Source organism: Streptomyces sp. NPDC001532, from assembly GCF_040298625.1.
In the GTDB taxonomy this organism is placed as follows: Bacteria; Actinomycetota; Actinomycetes; order Streptomycetales; family Streptomycetaceae; genus Streptomyces.
In genome coordinates this window covers 315,730-334,991 of record NZ_JBEPAL010000002.1, presented here as the reverse complement: position 1 = coordinate 334,991, position 19,262 = coordinate 315,730, and the positions used below count along the sequence as shown (strand labels likewise).

16 protein-coding genes are annotated in these 19,262 nt (G+C 72.1%); 9 read left to right on the top strand and 7 right to left on the bottom strand.

The genetic code is table 11. The features are described 5' to 3' along the window. Nucleotides 1–30: 30 nt before the first annotated feature. Nucleotides 31–1,455, bottom strand: a complete 1,425-nt coding sequence (locus ABT232_RS04135; protein ID WP_351835529.1) for an MFS transporter — start codon at nt 1,453–1,455, stop codon at nt 31–33. Nucleotides 1,456–1,804: 349 nt separating this feature from the next. Between ABT232_RS04135 and ABT232_RS04130 the strand changes: the two genes are divergently transcribed. From ABT232_RS04130 to ABT232_RS04110, 5 genes are all read left to right on the top strand, one after another. Then, nucleotides 1,805–2,731 (top strand): DUF3027 domain-containing protein, encoded by a 927-nt coding sequence (locus ABT232_RS04130; RefSeq protein ID WP_351835527.1) that lies wholly within the window; start codon nt 1,805–1,807, stop codon nt 2,729–2,731. 644 nt (nt 2,732–3,375) lie between these two features. Continuing rightward, nucleotides 3,376–6,504 carry a sacsin N-terminal ATP-binding-like domain-containing protein gene (locus tag ABT232_RS04125; protein ID WP_351835525.1) on the top strand — a complete coding sequence of 1,043 codons (3,129 nt, stop codon included), beginning with the start codon at nt 3,376–3,378 and terminating at the stop codon, nt 6,502–6,504. 233 nt (nt 6,505–6,737) lie between these two features. Continuing rightward, the gene (locus ABT232_RS04120; protein WP_351835523.1) at nt 6,738–7,505 is read left to right on the top strand and encodes a calcium-binding protein; all 768 of its coding nucleotides are present in this window, start codon (nt 6,738–6,740) and stop codon (nt 7,503–7,505) included. Between the two features lie 49 nt (nt 7,506–7,554). Then, nucleotides 7,555–8,484 carry a hypothetical protein gene (locus ABT232_RS04115; protein WP_351835520.1) on the top strand — a complete coding sequence of 310 codons (930 nt, stop codon included), beginning with the start codon at nt 7,555–7,557 and terminating at the stop codon, nt 8,482–8,484. A 157-nt stretch (nt 8,485–8,641) separates the two neighbouring features. Then, entirely contained in the window at nt 8,642–9,559 is a 918-nt protein-coding gene (locus ABT232_RS04110) for a DUF5707 domain-containing protein (protein ID WP_351835517.1), read from the top strand. A gap of 6 nt (nt 9,560–9,565) precedes the next feature. On the opposite strand, the gene ABT232_RS04105 is transcribed toward ABT232_RS04110, so the two are convergent. Next, on the bottom strand, nt 9,566–11,956 hold the full coding sequence (locus ABT232_RS04105; protein WP_351835515.1) for an HAD-IC family P-type ATPase: 2,391 nt from the start codon (nt 11,954–11,956) through the stop codon (nt 9,566–9,568). A gap of 30 nt (nt 11,957–11,986) precedes the next feature. Then, entirely contained in the window at nt 11,987–12,253 is a 267-nt protein-coding gene (locus tag ABT232_RS04100; protein WP_351835512.1) for a DUF2530 domain-containing protein, read from the bottom strand. A 134-nt stretch (nt 12,254–12,387) separates the two neighbouring features. On the opposite strand from ABT232_RS04100, the gene ABT232_RS04095 reads away from it, so the two are divergent. Further along, nucleotides 12,388–13,839 carry an NCS2 family permease gene (locus tag ABT232_RS04095; protein ID WP_351835510.1) on the top strand — a complete coding sequence of 484 codons (1,452 nt, stop codon included), beginning with the start codon at nt 12,388–12,390 and terminating at the stop codon, nt 13,837–13,839. A 17-nt stretch (nt 13,840–13,856) separates the two neighbouring features. On the opposite strand, the gene ABT232_RS04090 is transcribed toward ABT232_RS04095, so the two are convergent. Continuing rightward, nucleotides 13,857–14,039, bottom strand: a complete 183-nt coding sequence (locus tag ABT232_RS04090) for a ribbon-helix-helix protein, CopG family (RefSeq protein WP_351835507.1) — start codon at nt 14,037–14,039, stop codon at nt 13,857–13,859. Nucleotides 14,040–14,194: 155 nt separating this feature from the next. Between ABT232_RS04090 and ABT232_RS04085 the strand changes: the two genes are divergently transcribed. The 3 genes from ABT232_RS04085 (at nt 14,195) to thpR (ending at nt 16,733) form a co-directional block, all read left to right on the top strand. Next, nucleotides 14,195–14,632: a MarR family winged helix-turn-helix transcriptional regulator gene (locus ABT232_RS04085; protein ID WP_351835504.1), complete on the top strand. Its 438-nt coding sequence runs from the start codon at nt 14,195–14,197 to the stop codon at nt 14,630–14,632. Between the two features lie 27 nt (nt 14,633–14,659). Then, the gene (locus tag ABT232_RS04080; RefSeq protein WP_351835503.1) at nt 14,660–16,027 is read left to right on the top strand and encodes an MFS transporter; all 1,368 of its coding nucleotides are present in this window, start codon (nt 14,660–14,662) and stop codon (nt 16,025–16,027) included. A gap of 133 nt (nt 16,028–16,160) precedes the next feature. Further along, complete coding sequence (gene thpR / locus ABT232_RS04075) at nt 16,161–16,733, top strand: RNA 2',3'-cyclic phosphodiesterase (protein WP_351835500.1); 573 nt, start codon at nt 16,161–16,163, stop codon at nt 16,731–16,733. Between the two features lie 132 nt (nt 16,734–16,865). Here the strand turns inward: thpR and ABT232_RS04070 are convergent, their stop codons facing one another. From ABT232_RS04070 to ABT232_RS04060, 3 genes are all read right to left on the bottom strand, one after another. Continuing rightward, nucleotides 16,866–17,858, bottom strand: coding sequence for an aldo/keto reductase (locus tag ABT232_RS04070; RefSeq protein WP_351835497.1), 993 nt, complete (start codon nt 17,856–17,858; stop codon nt 16,866–16,868). A 52-nt stretch (nt 17,859–17,910) separates the two neighbouring features. After that, a complete protein-coding gene (locus ABT232_RS04065) occupies nt 17,911–18,498 on the bottom strand; it encodes a Uma2 family endonuclease (protein ID WP_351835495.1) in 588 nt (195 codons plus the stop codon). A 71-nt stretch (nt 18,499–18,569) separates the two neighbouring features. After that, nucleotides 18,570–19,244, bottom strand: coding sequence for a GDSL-type esterase/lipase family protein (locus ABT232_RS04060; RefSeq protein WP_351835492.1), 675 nt, complete (start codon nt 19,242–19,244; stop codon nt 18,570–18,572). Between the last annotated feature and the right edge of the window lie 18 nt (nt 19,245–19,262).

Here is a 19,262-nt window from a genome sequence, read left to right as displayed (position 1 = left end):
GCCCGGGTGGGGTACGAGCCGTCGCGTGGGTTACGCCACTCGCGTGCGCGTGCGGCCGCCGTGCCGGGCCGAGCCGAGCAGCCCGCGCACCGTCGTCAGCCAGCCGACGGCCAGCACCCCGGCGCCCACCGCGAGGCCCAGGGAGCCGTTCAGCGGCATCGCGATACCGATCGCGCCGCCCAGCACCCAGGCCACCTGGAGCAGCGTCTCCGAGCGGGCGAACGCCGAGGTGCGCACCTGCTCCGGCACGTCCCGCTGGATCAGCGCGTCCAGCGACAGCTTCGCCAGCGCCTGCGCGAACCCGGCGACGGCGGCGAGACACGCCACCAGGACCGCGCTGAAGAAGAGCGCCGCGGTGACCGCCGCGGCCAGCTCCACCGCCACCACGGTGACGATGATGATCTCCGGCGCACGGGCCTTCAGGGCCGCCCCCACGGCCGTGCCGCAGGCGTTCCCGACCCCCGCCGCGACCGCCACCATGCCCAGCGAGACCGCGGCGCTCTGCCCGCCCAGCGGATGCTCCCGCAGCAGGAACGCCAGGAAGAAGATCAGGAAACCGGCCATGCAGCGGATCGCGGCGTTCACGGCGAGGGCGTGGGTGACCGCGATCCCGACCGTCCGCAGCCCCGGCCGCTTGACCGGCTTGCGGTGCGGGCCGTGCAGATGCTCCGCGTCCGCCGCCAGCAGCGCGGTGTCCTCGCCCTTGGCCGAGTCGACCTTCCGGGGCAGCGAGAACGAGAGAAACGTCCCGGCGACGAAGATCACAAAGGCGCCGTAGAGCGGCCAGCGCGGCCCGATCGCCTGGAGCCCCGCCCCGATCGGGGCGGCCACCCCCGTCGCCAGCAGCCCGCCGAGCGTGACCCGCGAGTTCGCCTTGACCAGCGAGAACCCCGGTGGCAGCAGCCGCGGCACCACCGCGCTGCGCACCACGCCGTACGCCTTCGAGGCGACCAGCACCCCGAGCGCGGCCGGATACATCTGGAGGCTGCCGGAGACCACCGCCCCCGACAGCACCAGGGCGAGCAGCGCCCGCGCCGTCATCGCGCACGCCATGGCGGCGCGCCGGCCGTGCGGGACACGGTCCAGGATCGGGCCGACCACCGGGGCCAGCAGAGTGAACGGCGCCATTGTGATCGCCAGGTACAGGGCCACCCGGCCGCGCGCCTCGTCGGTCGGCACCGAGAAGAACACCGTGGAGGCGAGGGCGACGGTGATCATGACATCGCCGGCGCCGTTCACCGCGTGCAGCTCGATCAGCTTGCCCAGGCCCGACTCGCCGGCCCCGTGCGCGTGCGTCGCCTTGCGGATACCGCGCGCGGTCCCGGTGAACGGCCAGTGCAGGGCACGCCCCAGCGCGCGGAGCGGGCCGCCCCTCCGGCCCGTTCCGCTGCCTCGGCTGCTTCCCGCGGCCCCGCCGATCCCGGCGGCACCGTCGGGCGTCCTCGCGGCTGCCACTCCGTCATAGTGCCCCGAGATCGGCGGGAGTGACCCGGATACCCGCGGATGGCGGTGAGCACAGGGGGTTGTGCGGGTCCCGGGACGCGGGTCGCGGCGCCGAGGAGGGAGCGAAGAAGGAGCGGCGGTGTAGGCCCAGCGCACGCGAGCAGGTAGCGTGCGTAGCGCGCCGTGGCGAACGTTCTCGGCCGCGCGCCTCACCGGCATCCCGCAGAATGGATGACGTAGGTGCGCCCGAGAGCGACAGGACACGGACGTCGACGCGGCCCCCAGGTCCGCTCCGTCCGTCGCCCCCACCGCCTGAAGGCAAGGCGCACCCGTAAGACGGCGTAGGAGAGAAGCGATACCTGTGAGCGCAGCGACAACGCGAAGCCGCACCCCCGACCGCCTGTGCGCCGAGGCCGTCGACCTCGCCCGCGCCGCCGCCGAGGAGGCGGCCGCGCCCGGGGTGGTCGGGGAACACGAAGGGCTTGTCTCCGAGGGTGACCGCGTTGTCACGCACTTCTTCGCGTGCAAGGAGATGGGCTACCGGGGCTGGCGCTGGGCCGTCACGGTGGCCCGCGCCTCCCGCGCGAAGATCGTCACCGTCGACGAGGCGGTCCTGCTGCCCGGCCCCGACGCGCTGCTCGCGCCCGAATGGGTGCCGTGGAGCGAACGCCTGCGGCCCGGCGACATGGGCCCCGGGGACCTGCTGCCCACCGACGCGGAGGACCTGCGGCTGGAGCCGGGCTTCACCGGCGAGGAGGAGCCGCCGCCGAACTCCGCTGTCTCGGCGGACATGGCGGAGCTGGTGGAGGCCGAGGACGCGGAGGTGACCGCCGGCACCCCGGCGCACCTGCCGCAGGTGCCCTCCCGCGGCTCCATCGCGGCGGTCGCCGAGGAGCTGGGCCTGCGCCGGGCGCGCGTGCTGTCCCGGTACGGCCTGCACATCGCCGCGGACCGCTGGGAGGAGGCGTACGGCCCGAAGACCCCCATGGCCCAGGCCGCCCCGGCGTCCTGCGTCAGCTGCGGCTTCCTCGTCCGGCTCGGCGGCTCCCTCGGCCAGGCGTTCGGGGTCTGCGCCAACGAGTTCTCCCCGGCGGACGGTCGCGTGGTCTCCCTCACCTACGGCTGCGGCGGGCACTCCGAGGCCGCGGTCATGCCGACGCCGCCGCGGCCCGCGCCGCCGGTCGTCGACGAGACCCGGGTCGACCCGTTCCCGCTGCGGCCGGCGCGGGATTCCGGCTCGGTGCCGGAGCTGACGGACGAGCAGACGGCGGAACTGGGCCACTCGTAGCCCCGGCGCGCCCGGACCCCCGGGGGCTGCCGCCCCCGGACCCCCGCGCCGGCCCTGAACGGGCCTCGTCCTCAAACGCCGGACGGGCTGGGTGCTGACGGCGGGGTCTCGGAGTGCCGTGGCGGGTGCTGGTGGGGTGGGGTGCGGGGCCGTGCGTCGGCCCGGTGCCGGCTCTCGGGGCTGCCGCCCTTGGATCCCCGCGTCGGCCCTGAACGGGCCTCGTCCTCAAACGCCGGACGGGCTGGTTGTCGTCGGCCCGGGCCGGATGGCGAGCGGTGCCGGACGGGCTGGTGTCGCCGGCTTGGGCCGGAACCCGAGAGCCGGACCTGTCGATTTCGCCGGCCCGAGCCGGAATGCCGAGCGCCGGAAGGGCCGCTTCGGCCGGCGCAGGTCGGGAGGCCGAGCGTCGGAACTGCCTGTGGCACCCGTCCCGGCCGGAATGCCGGGCGCCGGACCTGCCCGTGGCACCCGCCCCGGCCGGAATGCCGGGCGCCGGACCTGCCCGTGGCACCCGCCCAGGCCGGGAGGCCCGGCGCCGGACGGGCTGGATTTTGTCCGCCCCAGGACGTGGCAGGTGGCTCCCGGGATCGGGGGGTGGTCGGCGCGCGATACCTTCGTCCTCTCGGCGATGAGGAGAAGGCAACGTGAGCAAGTTCGTGCGGCCGGCGGCCGAGGGGGCCGATCCGTTCGGGACGGCGCGGCTGCGGCGCGGAGTGCTGGACGCGTGGGCGACGAGTCCGGCTCGGTTCCGGGAGGACGCCAACGCCGAGGAGGATCTGGTCCTCGGCGGGTACCGGGACCGGCTGGTCGTGGAGCTGGCGCAGAACGCCGCCGACGCCGCCGCCCGCGCGGGGGTGCCCGGACGGTTGCGTCTCACCCTGCGGGACGGAGTGCTCGTCGCCGCGAACACCGGCGCTCCGCTGGACGCGGCAGGCGTGGAGTCGCTGTCCACCCTGCGCGCCTCCGCGAAGCGGGAGACGCAGGACAGCGCCGTCGGACGGTTCGGCGTCGGGTTCGCCGCGGTGCTCGCCGTCACCGACGAGCCGGCCGTCGTGGGCCGGCACGGAGGCGTGCGCTGGTCGCTCGGGGAGGCCCGGCACCTGGCCGCCGAGGTGGCCCGGCACAGCCCCGGCCTCGGGGACGAGATCCGGCGCCGGGACGGCCATGTGCCGCTGCTGCGGCTGCCGTTCGCCGCCGAGGGGAGCGCCCCGGAGCCGTACGACACCGCCGTGATCCTGCCGCTGCGCGACACCGCCGCCGCCGATCTCGCCGAGCGGCTGCTGCACGCCGTCGACGACGCGTTGCTGCTCGCCCTCCCCGGCCTGGAGGAGGTCGTCGTCGAGGTCGGCGCCGACGCGCCCCGTACCGTGCGCCGGCGTACCGAGGACGGTCTGACGGTCGTGGAGGACTCGCGGGACGGCACGACCACCTGGCGGACCTCCGTCGCGCACGGGCCGCTGACCCCCGAACTGCTGGCCGACCGGCCGGTCGAGGAGCGGCTGCGGCCGCACTGGTCGGTCACCTGGGCCGTCCCCGTCGACGCCGCCGGCGGCGCGCCCGCGCGGCCCCGGACCAGTGCCGTGGTGCACGCGCCGACGCCCAGCGACGAACCGCTCGGTGTGCCCGCGCTGCTCATCGCCTCCTTCCCGCTGGACACGACCCGGCGGCACGCCGCTCCCGGCCCGCTCACCGACTTCCTCGTCGAGAGGGCCGCCGACGCGTACGCCGGACTGCTCGCCGACTGGCGGCCGGTGACCGCCGGGATCATCGACCTGGTGCCGGGCCCGCTGGGCAAGGGGGTGCTGGACGGGGCGCTCAGGCAGGCGATCCTCGACCGGCTGCCCCGCACCTCCTTCCTGCCGCCCGCCGCCGCACCCGTCGACGGTGACGAGGAACTGCCCGAGTCGCTGCGGCCCCGGGACGCCGAGGTCGTCGAGGGCGCCGGCGCCGACACGGTGCGGGTGCTCGCCGAGGTGCTGCCGACGCTGCTGCCCGCCGGGCTGGAGCGGCGCGTGGAGCTGCGCACGCTGGGCGTGGCCCGGGTGGCGCTGACCGACGCCGTGGACCGGCTGGCGGGCCTGGAGAAGGAGCCCGGCTGGTGGTGGCGGCTCTACGACAGCCTCGCCGGGGTCGACCCGGACCGGCTGTCGGGGCTGCCGGTGCCGCTCGCCGACCTGCGGACCACGATCGGTCCCCGCCGGGTGCTGCTGCCCACGCCGGACTCCGCCGGCCTCGACCCGGAGGTGCTGGCCCGGCTCGGGCTGAAGGTCGCCCACCCGGACGCCGCCCATCCGCTGCTGGAGAAGCTGGGCGCCCTCCCGGCGACCCCGCGTGCCGTCCTCACCACCCCGCAGGTGCGCGCCGCCGTCGCCGCCTCCCTCGACGACGAGGGCGGCAGCGGCTGGGAGGAGGACGCGCTGGACGCGGAGGAGCTGGCGGACACCGTCCTCACCCTGGTCCGGGAGGCCGGTCTGGAGCCCGGTGACGAGCCCTGGCTGGGCGCCCTCGCGCTGCCCGACGAGGAGGGCGAGCCGGCGCCCGCGGGCGAGCTGGTCTTCCCCGGCAGTCCCTTCGCACGGGTCATGCGGGAGGGTGAACTCGCCTTCGTCGACGCGGAGGTGGCCGAGCGCTTCGGCGCGGCGCCGCTCGCCGCCTGCGGCGTCCTGGTCGACTTCGCGTTGGTCCGCGCCACGGACGTGGTGCTCGACCCGGACGAACTGGAGCCCCGCGACGGGGACTTCGCGCAGCCGGACGATCCGGGGCTGCTGGACGCGGTGGACGTGTGGTGCGAGGACATCCTCGACCGCTTCCCGGACAGCCCGGTGCCGCCGGTCGCCACCGAGCTGGTCGCCGTACGGGATCTGGATCTCGTGGACGACGACAAGTGGCCCGAGGCGCTCGCCCTGCTGGCCCGGCCGCCGCTGCGCGACGCGCTGACCCAGCCGGTGCGGATCCTGCTGCCGGACGGCACCCACGAGGTCGTACGGCCGTACACGGCCTGGTGGCTGCGCGGGCATCCGGTGCTCGACGGCCGCCGGCCCGCCGGTCTGCTCGCGGCCGGCGGCGACCCGCTGCTGCGCGGCCTGTACGACGAGGCGGACGCCACCGGGTTCGACGACGAGCAGGTCCTGCACGCCCTCGGGGTGCGCACCTCGGTGGCCGCGCTGCTCGACGAGCCCGGCGGTGCGGCGGAGCTGCTGGACCGGCTCGCCGATCCGCACCGGCCGGTCGGCGCCGCCCAACTGCACGGCCTCTACAGCGCCCTGGCCGAGCTCGACCCGGAGCAGGTGACCCTCCCCGAGGAGCTGCGCGCGGTCGTCGACGGCGGGGTGGAGGTGGTGGACGCGGCCGACGCGGTGGTCGTCGACTCCCCCGATCTGCTGCCCTTCACCGGCGGGGTGCCGCTGCTGCCGGTCCGCCCGTCGCGGGCCGCCGAACTGGCCGAGCTGTTCCAGGTGCGGCGGCTGAGCGAGTCGGTCACCGGCGAGGTGGACTCCGAGGGCGCCGAGCACGACGTACCGGCCTCCGTGCGGGTGCTGCTCGGGCCGCGCACCCCGCGGACGTACCTGGAGCACGAGGAACTGGTGGTCGACGGGGTGGAGATCGACTGGCGGGTGACCGCCGACGGGGTGCTGCACGCGGCCACCCTGGAGGGGGTCGCCGCCGGGCTCGCCTGGGCGGCCGGCCAGTGGCCCCGCCGCTTCGAGGTGGCGGCGCTGCTGGAGGACCCGTCGCGGACGGAGGAACTGGCCCGTGACCGGTGGTTCGACTGACCGTGCAAGGGCCGGACGGGGGGCCGGGCGGGGGCCGTACGGGGGCCTAGCGGTGGCCGTGCGGGGGTCTCGAAAATCTCCGCACAAAATTCTCACCACCCGTACAACCATTCACCCCTGCCGTGGATCTGATCTCCCGAGTCAACAGACTCGGTGATCACTTGGGCCCCGTGCGTAGTCCACGAGTCGCGGACCGACGGGCGTCGGGGCCCCTTTCTCCACGGGGAAGACACATGCGTATGCGTGCCACCCTCGGCGTCGTGACCGGCGCCCTGGCCCTCTCCGTCGTCGCCGTCCCGGCCGCGCAGGCCGACACGCGCGACGGCGGTGACGGTGACATCACCATCACCAAGGTCGTCGTCGACGGCGACAACGCGCTGTCCATCGGCACTTCGGCCACCAAGACCATCAAGGTCAGCGTGACGGCCACGGACGACTCGGGCATCGCGGGCGCCGACCACTTCACCCTGGAGGGGCCCGACTACGGCTTCTTCATGACGGGTCAGCCGACCTGCACGGCCGTCAGCGCCACCACCTCCACCTGCAGCGCCTCGGTCCTCGTCGACCCGAAGGTCGACTACCTGAGCAACGCCAGCGCGGGCACCTGGTACGTCGACGCGTGGATCGACGCCAACGACGGTGACTACATCTGGAAGGAGAAGGCCGGGTCCTTCAAGTTCCAGCGCGCCTCCAAGCTGACGGTCAACGCCTCGCCGGAGCCGGTGACGAAGGGCAAGACCATCACCGTCACGGGCAAGCTGACCCGGGCCAACTGGGAGACCCTGAAGTACGCGGGCTACTCGAGCCAGTCGGTGAAGCTCCAGTTCCGCAAGAAGGGCGCCAGCACCTACACCACGCTGAAGACCATCACGTCGAACTCCTACGGCGACCTGAAGACCACGGTCACCGCCTCGACCGACGGCTACTTCCGCTACAGCTTCGCGGGCACCACGACCACCCCGGCGGTCAGCGCCGCGGGTGACTTCGTCGACGTGCAGTAGTCCCGCCGCCTTCCGCGCCTCCACTCGCTTGTCCCACCTGAGGAAACACATGCGTATTCGCGCCACCGTGGCCGCCGTCTCCGGCGCCCTGGCCCTCTCCGCCCTCGCCGCGCCGGTCGCCCAGGCCGACGAGGCCCCCAGCCGCGCCGACCGCGTCGAGCGCGCGCTCGACGCCCACCGGGCGGCCTCCACCAAGACGTCGTACGGCAGCTTCGCCGCCGCCGACGAGGGCGTTCCCTACGCCCTCGACCTCACGTTCTCCGGCGTGAAGATCAACAGCGGCAAGCCGATCGTCGTCGGCACCACCAACAAGGTCACCGTCCCGGTCACCTACACGGTGACGCACGCCGCGGACATCGACCTGAACGCCGCCGACTTCGAGATGGACGTCTTCATCTACCGGGGCACCCTGGCCGACCCGGTCAACGTGCTGATCGGCGACGACTGGCCGACCTGCACCGCGTCCTCGGCGACGGTCGCCGCCTGCAAGGGCACCGTCGACATCTACCCGTCCTACGGTGACCTGATCAACGCCGACGCCACCACCTGGAAGGCCGTCGGCTACGCCATGGACTGGAACGGTCAGGACGAGGTCGACGAGCCGGACTGGAGCAAGGTCGGCTACACCGAGACGGACAACCTGGCGACCACCCGTCTCCAGCGCTACTCCAAGCTGACGGTCAACGCCTCGCCGGAGCCGGTGAAGAAGGGCAAGACCATCACCGTCACCGGCAAGCTCTCCCGGGCCAACTGGGAGGACAACAAGTACCACGGCTACACCAACCAGTCGGTGAAGCTGCAGTTCCGCAAGAAGGGCTCCAGCACCTACACCACGCTGAAGACCGTCACGTCGAACTCCTACGGCGACCTGAAGACCACGGTCACCGCCTCGACCGACGGCTACTTCCGCTACAGCTTCGCGGGCACCACGACCACCCCGGCCGTCAGCGCCGCGGGTGACTTCGTCGACGTGCAGTAAGCACCCCGTAGTGAGCGACGGCCCCGGAACCCATCCGGGGCCGTACGTTTTTCGGCCGTCGTGGGCCCGCCGGGCAACCCCGGGCCCGGCACGGCCATCTGATCACATGAGTCACCACTCGACTCCACGATCATCACGATCATCACTTGGGGAACGCATGCGCATACGAGCCACCGTGGCCGCCGTCACCGGCGCCCTGGCCCTCTCCGCCCTCGCCGTGCCGGCCGCACAGGCCGCCGGCGGTTCCGCCCCGGCCGACGACTACCGGGCCGACGCGGCGAAGATCGCCCAGGCCGCCTCCGGCCCGTCCGGAGCCCGGGCCGCGGGCGAGCCGTACGACCTCGACGTCACCTTCTCCGGCTTCAAGGTGGCCAAGGCCGTCAAGGTCGGCACCACCAACCACGTCTCCACCACGGTCAGCTACACCCTGACCCACGGCGCTGACGTCGACATCGAGGCCGCCGACTTCCTCACCGGCCCGTACCTCTACCGGGGCTCCTTCGACGCCCCGACGGCCGTGCCGCTGATGGGCAACAACCCGGCGACCTGCACCGCCACCTCGGCGACCACCGCCACCTGCACCGGCAAGATCGACATCTACCCGGCCCAGGACGACCTGATCAACGCCGACGCCGGCACCTGGAAGGGCGCGGCCCTGGCCATCGCGTACAACGGCCAGGACCCGGACGGCTTCGACTTCGACATCACCAAGGTCGGTTACGCCGACCAGGGCAGCCTCGGCACCACGCTGGTCCAGCGCAACTCCCAGCTGACGGTGAACGCCTCGCCGGAGCCGGTGCAGAAGGGCAAGACCCTCACCGTCACGGGCAAGCTGTCCCGGGCCAACTGGGAGACCCACAAGTACGCGGGCTACACCAACCAGCCGGTGAACCTCCAGTTCCGCAAGAACGGCACCAGCACCTACACCACGCTGAAGACCGTCAAGACGGACTCCACCGGCAACCTGAAGACCACGGTTAAGGCCTCCACGGACGGCTACTACCGCTACAGCTTCGCCGGCACCACGACCACCCCGGCGGTCAGCGCCGCGGGTGACTTCGTCGACGTGCGGTAAGCAGCCTCACGCCGGGAAGCGGCGGCCGACCCATCTCCACAGGACCTCCAGGGTGGCCGCCGCGCCCGCCGCGACGGCGACGGCGATCCACGGCATGGTCATCCCGACCAGCTTCAGCGCGAAGAACTCCTGCAACCACGGCACCACCAGCACCAGCAGGAACCCCGCGCCCATCGCCGCGACCAGCGCGATCCGCCACCAGGTGTAGGGCCGGGCGATGATCGCCAGCACCCACATCGAGATCAGGAACAGCGTCAGTGTCGCGGCACTGGTCTCCGCGTCCAGCGCGCCCGGTCCGCGGTAGTGGTGGCGGGCGATCAGATAGGTGGCGAAGGTGGCCAGCCCCGCCAGCGCCCCGCCCGGGATCGCGTACCGCATCACCCGCTGGACGAAGTGCGGCTTCGCCCGCTCCTTGTTGGGCGCGAGCGCCAGGAAGAACGCCGGGACGCCGATCGTCAGGGTGGACAGCAGGGTCAGATGGCGGGGCAGGAACGGGTACTCGACCTGCCAGCAGACCACCAGGACCGCCAGCAGCACCGAGTAGACCGTCTTGACCAGGAACAGGGTCGCCACCCGGGTGATGTTGCCGATCACCCGGCGGCCCTCCGCGACCACCGACGGCAGCGTGGCGAAGCTGTTGTTCAGCAGCACGATCTGCGCCACCGCCCGGGTCGCCTCCGAGCCCGAGCCCATCGCCACCCCGATGTCGGCGTCCTTCAGCGCGAGCACGTCGTTCACGCCGTCGCCGGTCATCGCCACCGTGTGCCCGTGGGACTGGAGCGCCCCGACCATGTCCCGCTTCTGCTGCGGGGTGACCCGCCCGAACACCGTGCCCTCGTCGAGGGCGGTCGCCATGCCCTCGCGCTCCGCGGGCAGCCGGCGCGCGTCCACCACCGTGCCGCTCAGCCCCAGCTTCCGCGCCACCGCGCCGACGGATACCGCGTTGTCGCCGGAGACGACCTTGGCGCGGACGTCCTGCTCGGCGAAGTAGCGCAGGGTGTCGGCGGCGTCCGGGCGCAGCCGCTGTTCGAGGACGACGAGCGCGGCGGGCTTGGCGCCGCGGGTGACCTCGGCCGAGTCCAGCTCGCCGGCGGTGCGGGCGAGCAGCAGCACCCGCAGTCCCTGCTCGTTCAGCCGCTCGGTCTCGGCCAGCGCGGGGTCGTCGGCGGGCAGCAGCACGTCGGGGGCGCCCAGCAGCCAGGTGCTGGTCTCGCCGTCGCTCTCGCTGAAGGAGGCGCCGCTGTACTTGCGGGCCGAGGAGAACGGCAGCGACTCGGTGCAGCGCCAGTCCTCGGCGTCCGGGTAGGCGTCGATGATCGCCTCCAGGGAGGCGTTGGGGCGGGGGTCGGACTCGCCGAGGGCGCCGAGCACCTGCCGTACGTACGCCTCCTCGTGGCCGCCCAGGGTCCGTAGCTCGGTGACGGCCATGCCGCCCTCGGTGAGGGTGCCGGTCTTGTCCAGGCAGACCGTGTCGACGCGGGCCAGCCCTTCGATGGCGGGCAGCTCCTGCACCAGGCACTGTTTCCGGCCGAGCCGGATGACGCCGATGGCGAAGGCGACGGAGGTGAGCAGGACCAGGCCCTCGGGGACCATGGGGACGATGCCGCCGACGGTCCGGGCGACGGAGTCCTTGAAGTCGTGGTCCTTGACCACGAGCTGGCTGATGACGAGGCCGATCGCGGTGGGGACCATCATCCAGGTGACGTACTTGAGGATGGTGGAGATGCCGGAGCGCAGCTCGGACTGGACCAGGGTGAACCGGGAGGCCTCCTCGGCGAGCTGGGCGGCGTAGGCCTCGCGGCCCACCTTGGTGGCCTGGAAGGCGCCGCCGCCCGCGACCACGAAGCTGCCGGACATCACCGGGTCGCCGGGGCGTTTGACGACCGGGTCGGCCTCGCCGGTGAGCAGCGACTCGTCGATCTCCAGCCCGTCGGCCTCGGCGCACACGCCGTCGACGACGACCTTGTCCCCGGGGCCGATCTCGATGAGGTCGTCCAGCACGATCTCGGAGGTGCCCACCTCGGCGGCGATCCCGTCGCGCCGCACGGTGGGCCGGACCTCACCGATCAGCGCGAGCGAGTCGAGGGTCTTCTTGGCCCGCCACTCCTGGACGATGCCGATCCCGGTGTTGGCGAGGATCACGAAGCCGAACAGGCTGTCCTGGATCGGCGCGACGCAGAGCATGATCACCCAGAGCACGCCGATGATCGCGTTGAACCGGGTGAAGACGTTCGCCCGGACGATGTCCGTCACCGACCGGCTGCTGCGCACCGGCACGTCGTTGACCTGCCCGCGCGACACCCGCTCGGCGACCTCCGCGGCCGTCAGCCCGCCCGCCGGCGGCACGGGCACGGGGCGCGCGGACCCCAGCTGGGCACCCGCGTCGATGTGCGTCATGCATTCGACGGTACGTGCGGATCTACGGCTTCACCCGCCGAATGCCTGGTTCTCCCGGGCGGCTCGCTCGAGGGCGGCGTCCCGCCTGCGGACGTACCAGATGCCGATCAGGCCCAGTCCGCCGCCGGCCAGGCAGGTCCACACCCACCAGGTGTGGCCGCGGTCGTCGAACCAGCCGTAGAACGGGAGCTGGACCAGGAAGAGGACGAACCAGAGGATCGTGCCGCCGGTGATGGTGGCGACCACGGGGCCCTCCAGGGGCTCCGGCGCCTCGTGCTTGGGGGTCCACTTCGCCATGCGCACAGCTTACGAGGCGGGCCGTTCAGGTGGGATCTCGATCGGGTCTACGCGCGGAGATGGCAATCATCCGACTCATATGTTCATACTGAAACCGTTTGTCTCTGACCACTTCTGTTCGTAGGAAAACACTAATGAGCACCTCGGCCCCCGCCAAGGTCCCCACGCCCGAGCAGCCCGGCAAGGCGCCCGCTCACGGCGCCCTCGACCGCTACTTCAAGATCTCGGAGCGTGGCAGCACCCTTGCGCGCGAGGTCCGTGGCGGTCTCGCCACCTTCTTCGCGATGGCGTACATCATCGTGCTGAACCCGATCATCCTGGGCAGCGCGAAGGACATGTACGGCAACCAGCTGGACAACGGCCAGCTGGTCACCGCGACCGCCCTGACCGCGGCGTTCACCACGCTGCTGATGGGCGTCATCGGCAATGTGCCGATCGCCCTGGCCGCCGGCCTCGGTGTGAACTCGGTGGTCGCGCTCCAGCTCGCCCCGCGGATGTCCTGGCCGGACGCCATGGGCATGGTGGTGCTGGCCGGCTTCATCGTGATGCTGCTGGTCGCCACCGGTCTGCGCGAGCGCGTGATGAACGCGGTGCCGTTCGGGCTGCGCAAGGCGATCTCCATCGGTATCGGCCTGTTCATCATGCTGATCGGCCTGGTCGACTCCGGCTTCGTCACCCGGATGCCGGACGCCGCCCAGACCACCGTCCCGCTCCAGCTCGGCACCGGCGGCCACCTCACCGGCTGGCCCGTGCTCGTGTTCGTCCTCGGCGTCCTGCTCACCTTCGCGCTGATCGTGCGCAAGACCCCCGGCGCCATCCTGATCTCGATCGTCGCGATGACCGTCGTCGCGGTCGTGATCAACGCGGTGGCGGACATCCCGTCCTGGGGCCTGACCACCCCGACCTGGCCGGGCAACCCGGTCGCCACCCCCGACTTCGGCCTGGTCGGCGAGTTCAGCCTGTTCGGCGGGTTCGAGAAGGTCGGCGTGCTGACCGGCGTCCTGTTCGTCTTCACCGTGCTGCTGTCGTGCTTCTTCGACGCGATGGGCACGATCATGGGCGTCGGCGACGAGGCCAAGCTCACCGACGCCCAGGGCCAGATGCCGGGCATCAACAAGGTCCTGTTCGTCGACGGTGTCGCCGTCGCGGCGGGCGGTGCCAGCTCCTCCTCGGCCACCACCGCCTTCGTGGAGTCCACGGCCGGCGTCGGCGAGGGCGCCCGCACCGGCTTCGCCAACGTCGTCACCGGCCTGCTGTTCGCGGTGGCGCTGTTCCTGACCCCGGTCGCCACCATGGTCCCGTCCCAGGCGGCCACCCCGGCGCTGCTCGCGGTGGGCTTCCTGATCCTGTCGGGATCCGTCAAGGAGATCGACTGGGCGGACTACACGATCGCCATCCCGGCCTTCGTGACCATGCTGATGATGCCGTTCACCTACTCGATCACCAACGGCATCGGCATGGGCTTCATCACCTTCGCCGTGCTGCGCCTGGCGGCCGGACGGGGCCGCGAGGTCCCGGTGGCGATGTACGTGGTGTCGGCGGTGTTCGCCTTCTACTACCTGATGCCGGCTCTCGGCCTCACCTGAGCCGCACGGGGTGACCTTCAGGTCACCCCGTAGAACTTCTCGGTCTCCTCGACGGCGGCCTGGAAGCGTGCGTCGAAGTCATCCCGAATGAGCGTCCGGACGACATAGTCCTGGACGCTCATTCCTCTTTTCGCAGCCTGGTGCCGGAGCCGTTCGAGCAGCTCCCCGTCTATCCGCAGGCTGAGCACGCTGGTCCCCATGGAGACGAGGGTCGGGGCAGCCCCGGGCGGTCGGGTCACGTTCCGCTTCCGGATCACTCGTACGGGTGATCTCCGGCCCTTCGTGGCGCGTGTCACGGGCCGGCGTGCGTGTTCCGGGTGGTCCTTAGTGAGAGTAATGAGTTACGCTAAAGAACATGCCGGACCTTAGCCATGGCGACGACGCTGCCGCCGTGAACTCCCTGCGATCCGCCGTCATGCGGCTCTCCCGTCGGCTCAAGCACCAGCGGGTCGACGAGTCACTGAGCCCCACCGAGATGTCGGTGCTGGGCACCCTGTCCCTGTGCGGCAGGGCCACACCGGGCGAGCTGGCCCGCAAGGAGCACGTCCAGCCGCCGTCGATGACCCGCATCGTGGCGCTGCTGGAGGCGAAGGGACTGGTCCGGCTGGAGCCGCACCCCGAGGACCGGCGCCAGAAGGTGGTCACCCCGACCGAACAGGCCGAGGCGATGCTCGAGGAGAGCCGCCGCAAGCGGAACGCGTTCCTCGCCACCCTGGTGGAAGGCCTCGACGAGGACGAGTGGGCGAAGCTGCGCGCCGCCGCCCCCGTGCTGGAGAAGCTCGCACACCAGTAGTCAGCAGCCGCAAGGAGGCGAACCCTTTTGAGTACGGGATCCGGAGCAGACTCCGCCCCCGCACCGGCCACCCTCGACACCTCGACCGCCCCCGCGACCGAGCGCCCCCGCAAGACCTCGATGTTCAGCTCCCTGAGGATCAGGAACTACCGCCTGTTCTTCCTCGGCCAGGTCGTCTCCAACACCGGCACCTGGATGCAGCGCATCGCCCAGGACTGGCTGGTGCTCAGCCTCACCGGCTCCGCCACCGCCGTGGGCGTCACCACCGCCCTGCAGTTCCTGCCGATGCTGCTGTTCGGCCTCTACGGCGGCGTCCTCGTCGACCGCCTGCCCAAGCGGCCCACCCTGCTGGTCACCCAGACCGCCATGGCCCTCACCGGCCTCGCGCTCGCCGCGCTCACCCTGACCGGACACGTCGAGGTGTGGCACGTGTACCTGGCCGCCTTCGCGGTCGGCCTCGCCACGGTCGTCGACAACCCGGCCCGCCAGTCCTTCGTCAGCGAGATGGTCGGCCCCGGCCGGCTCCAGAACGCGGTCAGCCTGAACTCGGCGAACTTCCAGTCCGCCCGTCTGGTCGGCCCCGCCGTCGCCGGCCTGCTGATCACCGGCGTCGGCACCGGCTGGGCCTTCCTGCTCAACGGACTGTCCTTCGTCGCGCCGATCGCCGGACTGCTGCTGATGCGCTCCCGCGAGCTGCACGTCGTCGAACGCGCCCCGCGCGGCAAGGGCCAGCTCCGCGAGGGCCTGCGCTACGTCGCGGGCCGTCCCGAGCTGATCTGGCCCATCGTGCTGGTCGGCTTCGTCGGCACCTTCGCCTTCAACTTCCCCGTCTACCTCTCCGCCTTCGCCGACGACGTCTTCCACGCCGGCGCCGGCGGCTACAGCCTGTTCAACACCTTGATGGCGGTCGGCTCCGTCACCGGTGCCCTGCTCGCCGCCCGGCGCGGCACGGCCCGGCTGCGGGTGCTCAGCGCGGCGGCGCTGGTGTTCGGCACGGTGGAGATGATCGCGGCGGCGACACCGCAGCTGTGGATGTTCGCGCTGCTGATGATCCCGCTCGGCCTCTTCGGCATGACCGTCAACGTCACCGCCAACACCAGCATCCAGATGGCCACCGACCCGGCCATGCGGGGCCGCGTGATGGCGTTCTACATGATGGTGTTCCTCGGCGGCTCCCCCGTCGGCGCACCGATCGTCGGCTGGATCACCGACACCTACGGCGCCCGTGTCGGCCTCGCCGCCGGTGGTGCGGTGGCCGCGCTGGCCGCCGCCACCATCGCCCTGATCCTGGCCCGCACCGGCGGGCTGCGGCTCGCCGTCGGCTGGAACCACGGGCATCCGACGGTCCGCTTCGTGCCGCGCGAGCGGCGCGAGGCGCTGGCCGCGGCGGCATGACGCGATGCCCGGAGGGCCGGACCACGGACCCTCCGGGCCGCCGGCCCGCTCCACCGCCCTTCCCGGGCGCCGTCCCGCCCCGCGCCCGTCCGCCCGGCATGATTCCCGGCGCGATCCCTGCCACGCTGGCCCCATGAGACTCTTCGCCGCCGTGCTGCCCCCCGACGACATCGCCGGGGAACTCGCCGCGGAACTGGCCGCGTTGCGGAAGCTGCCCGGCGCGGACGGGCTGCGCTGGACCGGCCGCCCCGGCTGGCACTTCACCCTCGCCTTCTACGGCGAGGTCGACGACGCCCTCGTGCCCGGTCTGTCGGCCCGCCTGGAGCGCGCCGCGCACCGCACCGAGCCCTTCCCGCTGGCCCTGAGCGGCGGCGGCCAGTTCGGGCGCGGAAGGGCGCTGTGGACGGGCGCGGACGGCGATCTGCACACCCTGGGCCTGCTGGCCGACCGCGCGGAGGCGGCGGCGCGCAAGGCGGGCGTGCCGATGGGGGAGCACCGCCGGTACAAGGCGCATCTGACGATAGCCCGCAGCCGGGACGCGGTGGACGTGCGGCCGTACGTCCAGGCCCTGCACTCCTTCACCAGCACCGGCTGGACCGTGTCGGAGCTGGCGCTGGTCCGCAGCAACCTGCCGGCGTCCGGTGTGCCGGGCGAGCAGCCGCGCTACGAGGCGGTCGCCCGCTGGCCGCTCGGCGGAGCCGGTTAGGCTCGTGCCGTGGACCCGAAAACCCGGAACCGGATCATGGCCGGTGCGCTTGTGCTGATGTTCGTGCTCGTGGCGGTCGCGGCGGCGCTCGGCAGGTAGTCGGTCACCGAGCGCCGCCGTCCGCTCACCCGGTCACCAGGCGAAGGCCTCCGGCGACGGCCCCGGACCCGGGAAGATCTCGTCGAGGCCGGTCAGCAGCTCCTCGCCCAGCTCCAGCTCCACCGCCCGCAGCGCCGACTCCAGCTGCCCGAGGGTGCGCGGGCCGACGATCGGGCCGGTCACCCCGGGGCGGGTGAGCAGCCAGGCCAGCGCGGCCTCGCCGGGCTCCAGGCCGTGCTTGTCGAGCAGATCCTCGTACGACTGGAGCCGTGCCCGCACGGCCGGGTCGGCGAGCGTGTCCGCGGCCCGGCCGGAGGCGCGGCGGCTGCCCTCGCCCTCCTTGCGGATCACGCCGCCGAGCAGACCGCCGTGCAGCGGCGACCACGGGATGACGCCGACGCCGTACTCCTCGGCGGCCGGGACGACCTCCATCTCGGCGCGCCGCTCGAACAGGTTGTACAGGCACTGCTCGCTGACCAGTCCGAGCGAGCCGCGCCGGGCGGCGGCCTCGTTCGCCTGGGCGATCTTGTAGCCGGGGAAGTTGCTGGAACCGGCGTAGAGGATCTTGCCCTGCTGCACCAGGACGTCGACGGCCTGCCAGATCTCCTCGAACGGGGTGGCCCGGTCGATGTGGTGGAACTGGTAGACGTCGATGTGATCGGTGCCCAGCCGCTTCAGGCTGGCGTCCACCGCGCGGCGGATGTTCAGCGCGGAGAGCTTGTCGTGGTTGGGCCAGGCGGGGCTGCCGTCGGCGCCCATGTTGCCGTACACCTTGGTGGCGAGGACGACCTTGTCGCGTCGCGCGCCGCCCTTGGCGAACCAGCTGCCGATGATGCTCTCGGTGCGGCCCTTGTTCTCGCCCCACCCATACACGTTCGCGGTGTCGAAGAAGTTGATGCCCGCGTCCAGCGCCGCGTCCATGATCGCGTGGCTGTCGGCCTCGTCGGTCTGCGGGCCGAAGTTCATGGTGCCGAGGACGAGTCGGCTGACCTTGAGTCCGGTACGTCCGAGCTGCGTGTACTTCATGGCCACCTAGCCAACGGCTTGGAGTGCGCTCGAAGCAAGGGCGGGCCGGCGATCAGTCGCGGGGGAAGTCGCCGGTGTTCAGGACGAGGTCGACGACGGTGCCGGTGAGGTCCAGCTCCTTGCCGAAGGCGACGGTGGTCTCCACCTGGTAGTCGCCGTCCTTGGGGTCGGTGTAGAGGTGGCAGCGGGCCTGGTACGGGTCGGCGATCACGTAGACGGGGACCTCGGCGGCCGCGTAGGCGGTCTTCTTGGGGCCGTAGTCGTTCTGCCCGGTGCTCTTGGAGACGACCTCCGCGACGAACAGGACGTCCTCGCAGCGCCAGAGCCCGCGCTCTGTCCGGGCGGCATCCTCGGCCAGCAGGGTCACGTCGGTGGCGAAGCCGTTGAGCCGGCCCGGATAGTCGATGCGGACATCGGACTTGATGCGCCGGCGCGGATACTTGGTGCGCAGCTGCTCGACGATGTCCAGGATGATTTCCCAGTGGGTGTCCCGCTGCGGCGACATGTAGACGGTCCCCTCGACGATCTCGACCTTGTAACCCTCGGGGACGGGCATCTTCTCGATTCGCTCGAACATCTCGTCGAGCGTGATCGTGTTGTCGCTCTCGGCCATCGCGATCCTGTCTTCGAGGACGGTCATCGTGGCGCTCCTCCCCGGCCGCCCTTCGAACGGGTGCGGCCGCGCAGTACAACGATACGAGTGGCCGAAGGTCACACCGTGTACTCGCCGCCGATCCCCCACGCCCGCCACATCGCGTCCGCGAACGCCGCCGCGAGCTTGTGTTCGCCGCTCGCGTTCGGGTGGGTGCCGTCGTAGGTGTCGGAGTGGATGTCGTAGTCGTCCGGGACCGTCGCGAGGAGCAGCGGGGAGGACGGCTCGTCGAGGTCTATGACCGCCTTGGCGAGGAGTTCGTTGAAGCGGGTCACCTGGGCGGCGAACGGGGCGTCGTTCTGCGCGCGGACGTTGTGGATCACCGGCAGCACGACCATGCGGATCCGCGGCCGGGCGGCGCGCGCGGCGGCGACGAAGGCGTGCACGTTCTCCGCCGTCTGCTCGGCGTTGGTGTAGAAGCCCAGGTCGATGAGGCCGAGCGAGACCAGCAGGACGTCCGCACGGGTCTCCCGCACCGCCGGCCCGATCAGCGGCGCCATGTGCTGCCAGCCCTCGCCCCAGCCGGCCAGGTGGCCGCGCGGGAAGTCCGGGTCGGCGTAGGCGTACGAGGTCGGTGCCTCGGCCGCCTTGTCGTACAGCGTCTCGCGCGGACCGACCAGCGTGCAGGGCCCGCCGTGCGTCGCGCACAGGTGCTGCCACATCCGGTGGCGCCATGTGTGTTCGCCCGCGCTGCCGATGGTCATGGAGTCGCCTACGGGCATGAACCTGAGCATCCGCTCATGATGGACGAT

What these genes read in the sequence shown, in the direction of transcription:
- ABT232_RS04120 (WP_351835523.1), top strand. Translation starts at nt 6,738, where the DNA reads ATGCGTATGCGTGCCACCCTCGGCGTCGTGACCGGCGCCCTGGCCCTC.
- ABT232_RS04115 (WP_351835520.1), top strand. Translation starts at nt 7,555, where the DNA reads ATGCGTATTCGCGCCACCGTGGCCGCCGTCTCCGGCGCCCTGGCCCTC.
- ABT232_RS04110 (WP_351835517.1), top strand. Translation starts at nt 8,642, where the DNA reads ATGCGCATACGAGCCACCGTGGCCGCCGTCACCGGCGCCCTGGCCCTC.
- ABT232_RS04105 (WP_351835515.1), bottom strand. Translation starts at nt 11,956, where the DNA reads ATGACGCACATCGACGCGGGTGCCCAGCTGGGGTCCGCGCGCCCCGTG.
- ABT232_RS04100 (WP_351835512.1), bottom strand. Translation starts at nt 12,253, where the DNA reads ATGGCGAAGTGGACCCCCAAGCACGAGGCGCCGGAGCCCCTGGAGGGC.
- ABT232_RS04095 (WP_351835510.1), top strand. Translation starts at nt 12,388, where the DNA reads ATGAGCACCTCGGCCCCCGCCAAGGTCCCCACGCCCGAGCAGCCCGGC.
- ABT232_RS04090 (WP_351835507.1), bottom strand. Translation starts at nt 14,039, where the DNA reads ATGGGGACCAGCGTGCTCAGCCTGCGGATAGACGGGGAGCTGCTCGAA.
- ABT232_RS04085 (WP_351835504.1), top strand. Translation starts at nt 14,195, where the DNA reads ATGCCGGACCTTAGCCATGGCGACGACGCTGCCGCCGTGAACTCCCTG.
- thpR (WP_351835500.1), top strand. Translation starts at nt 16,161, where the DNA reads ATGAGACTCTTCGCCGCCGTGCTGCCCCCCGACGACATCGCCGGGGAA.
- ABT232_RS04070 (WP_351835497.1), bottom strand. Translation starts at nt 17,858, where the DNA reads ATGAAGTACACGCAGCTCGGACGTACCGGACTCAAGGTCAGCCGACTC.
- ABT232_RS04065 (WP_351835495.1), bottom strand. Translation starts at nt 18,498, where the DNA reads ATGACCGTCCTCGAAGACAGGATCGCGATGGCCGAGAGCGACAACACG.
- ABT232_RS04060 (WP_351835492.1), bottom strand. Translation starts at nt 19,244, where the DNA reads ATGCTCAGGTTCATGCCCGTAGGCGACTCCATGACCATCGGCAGCGCG.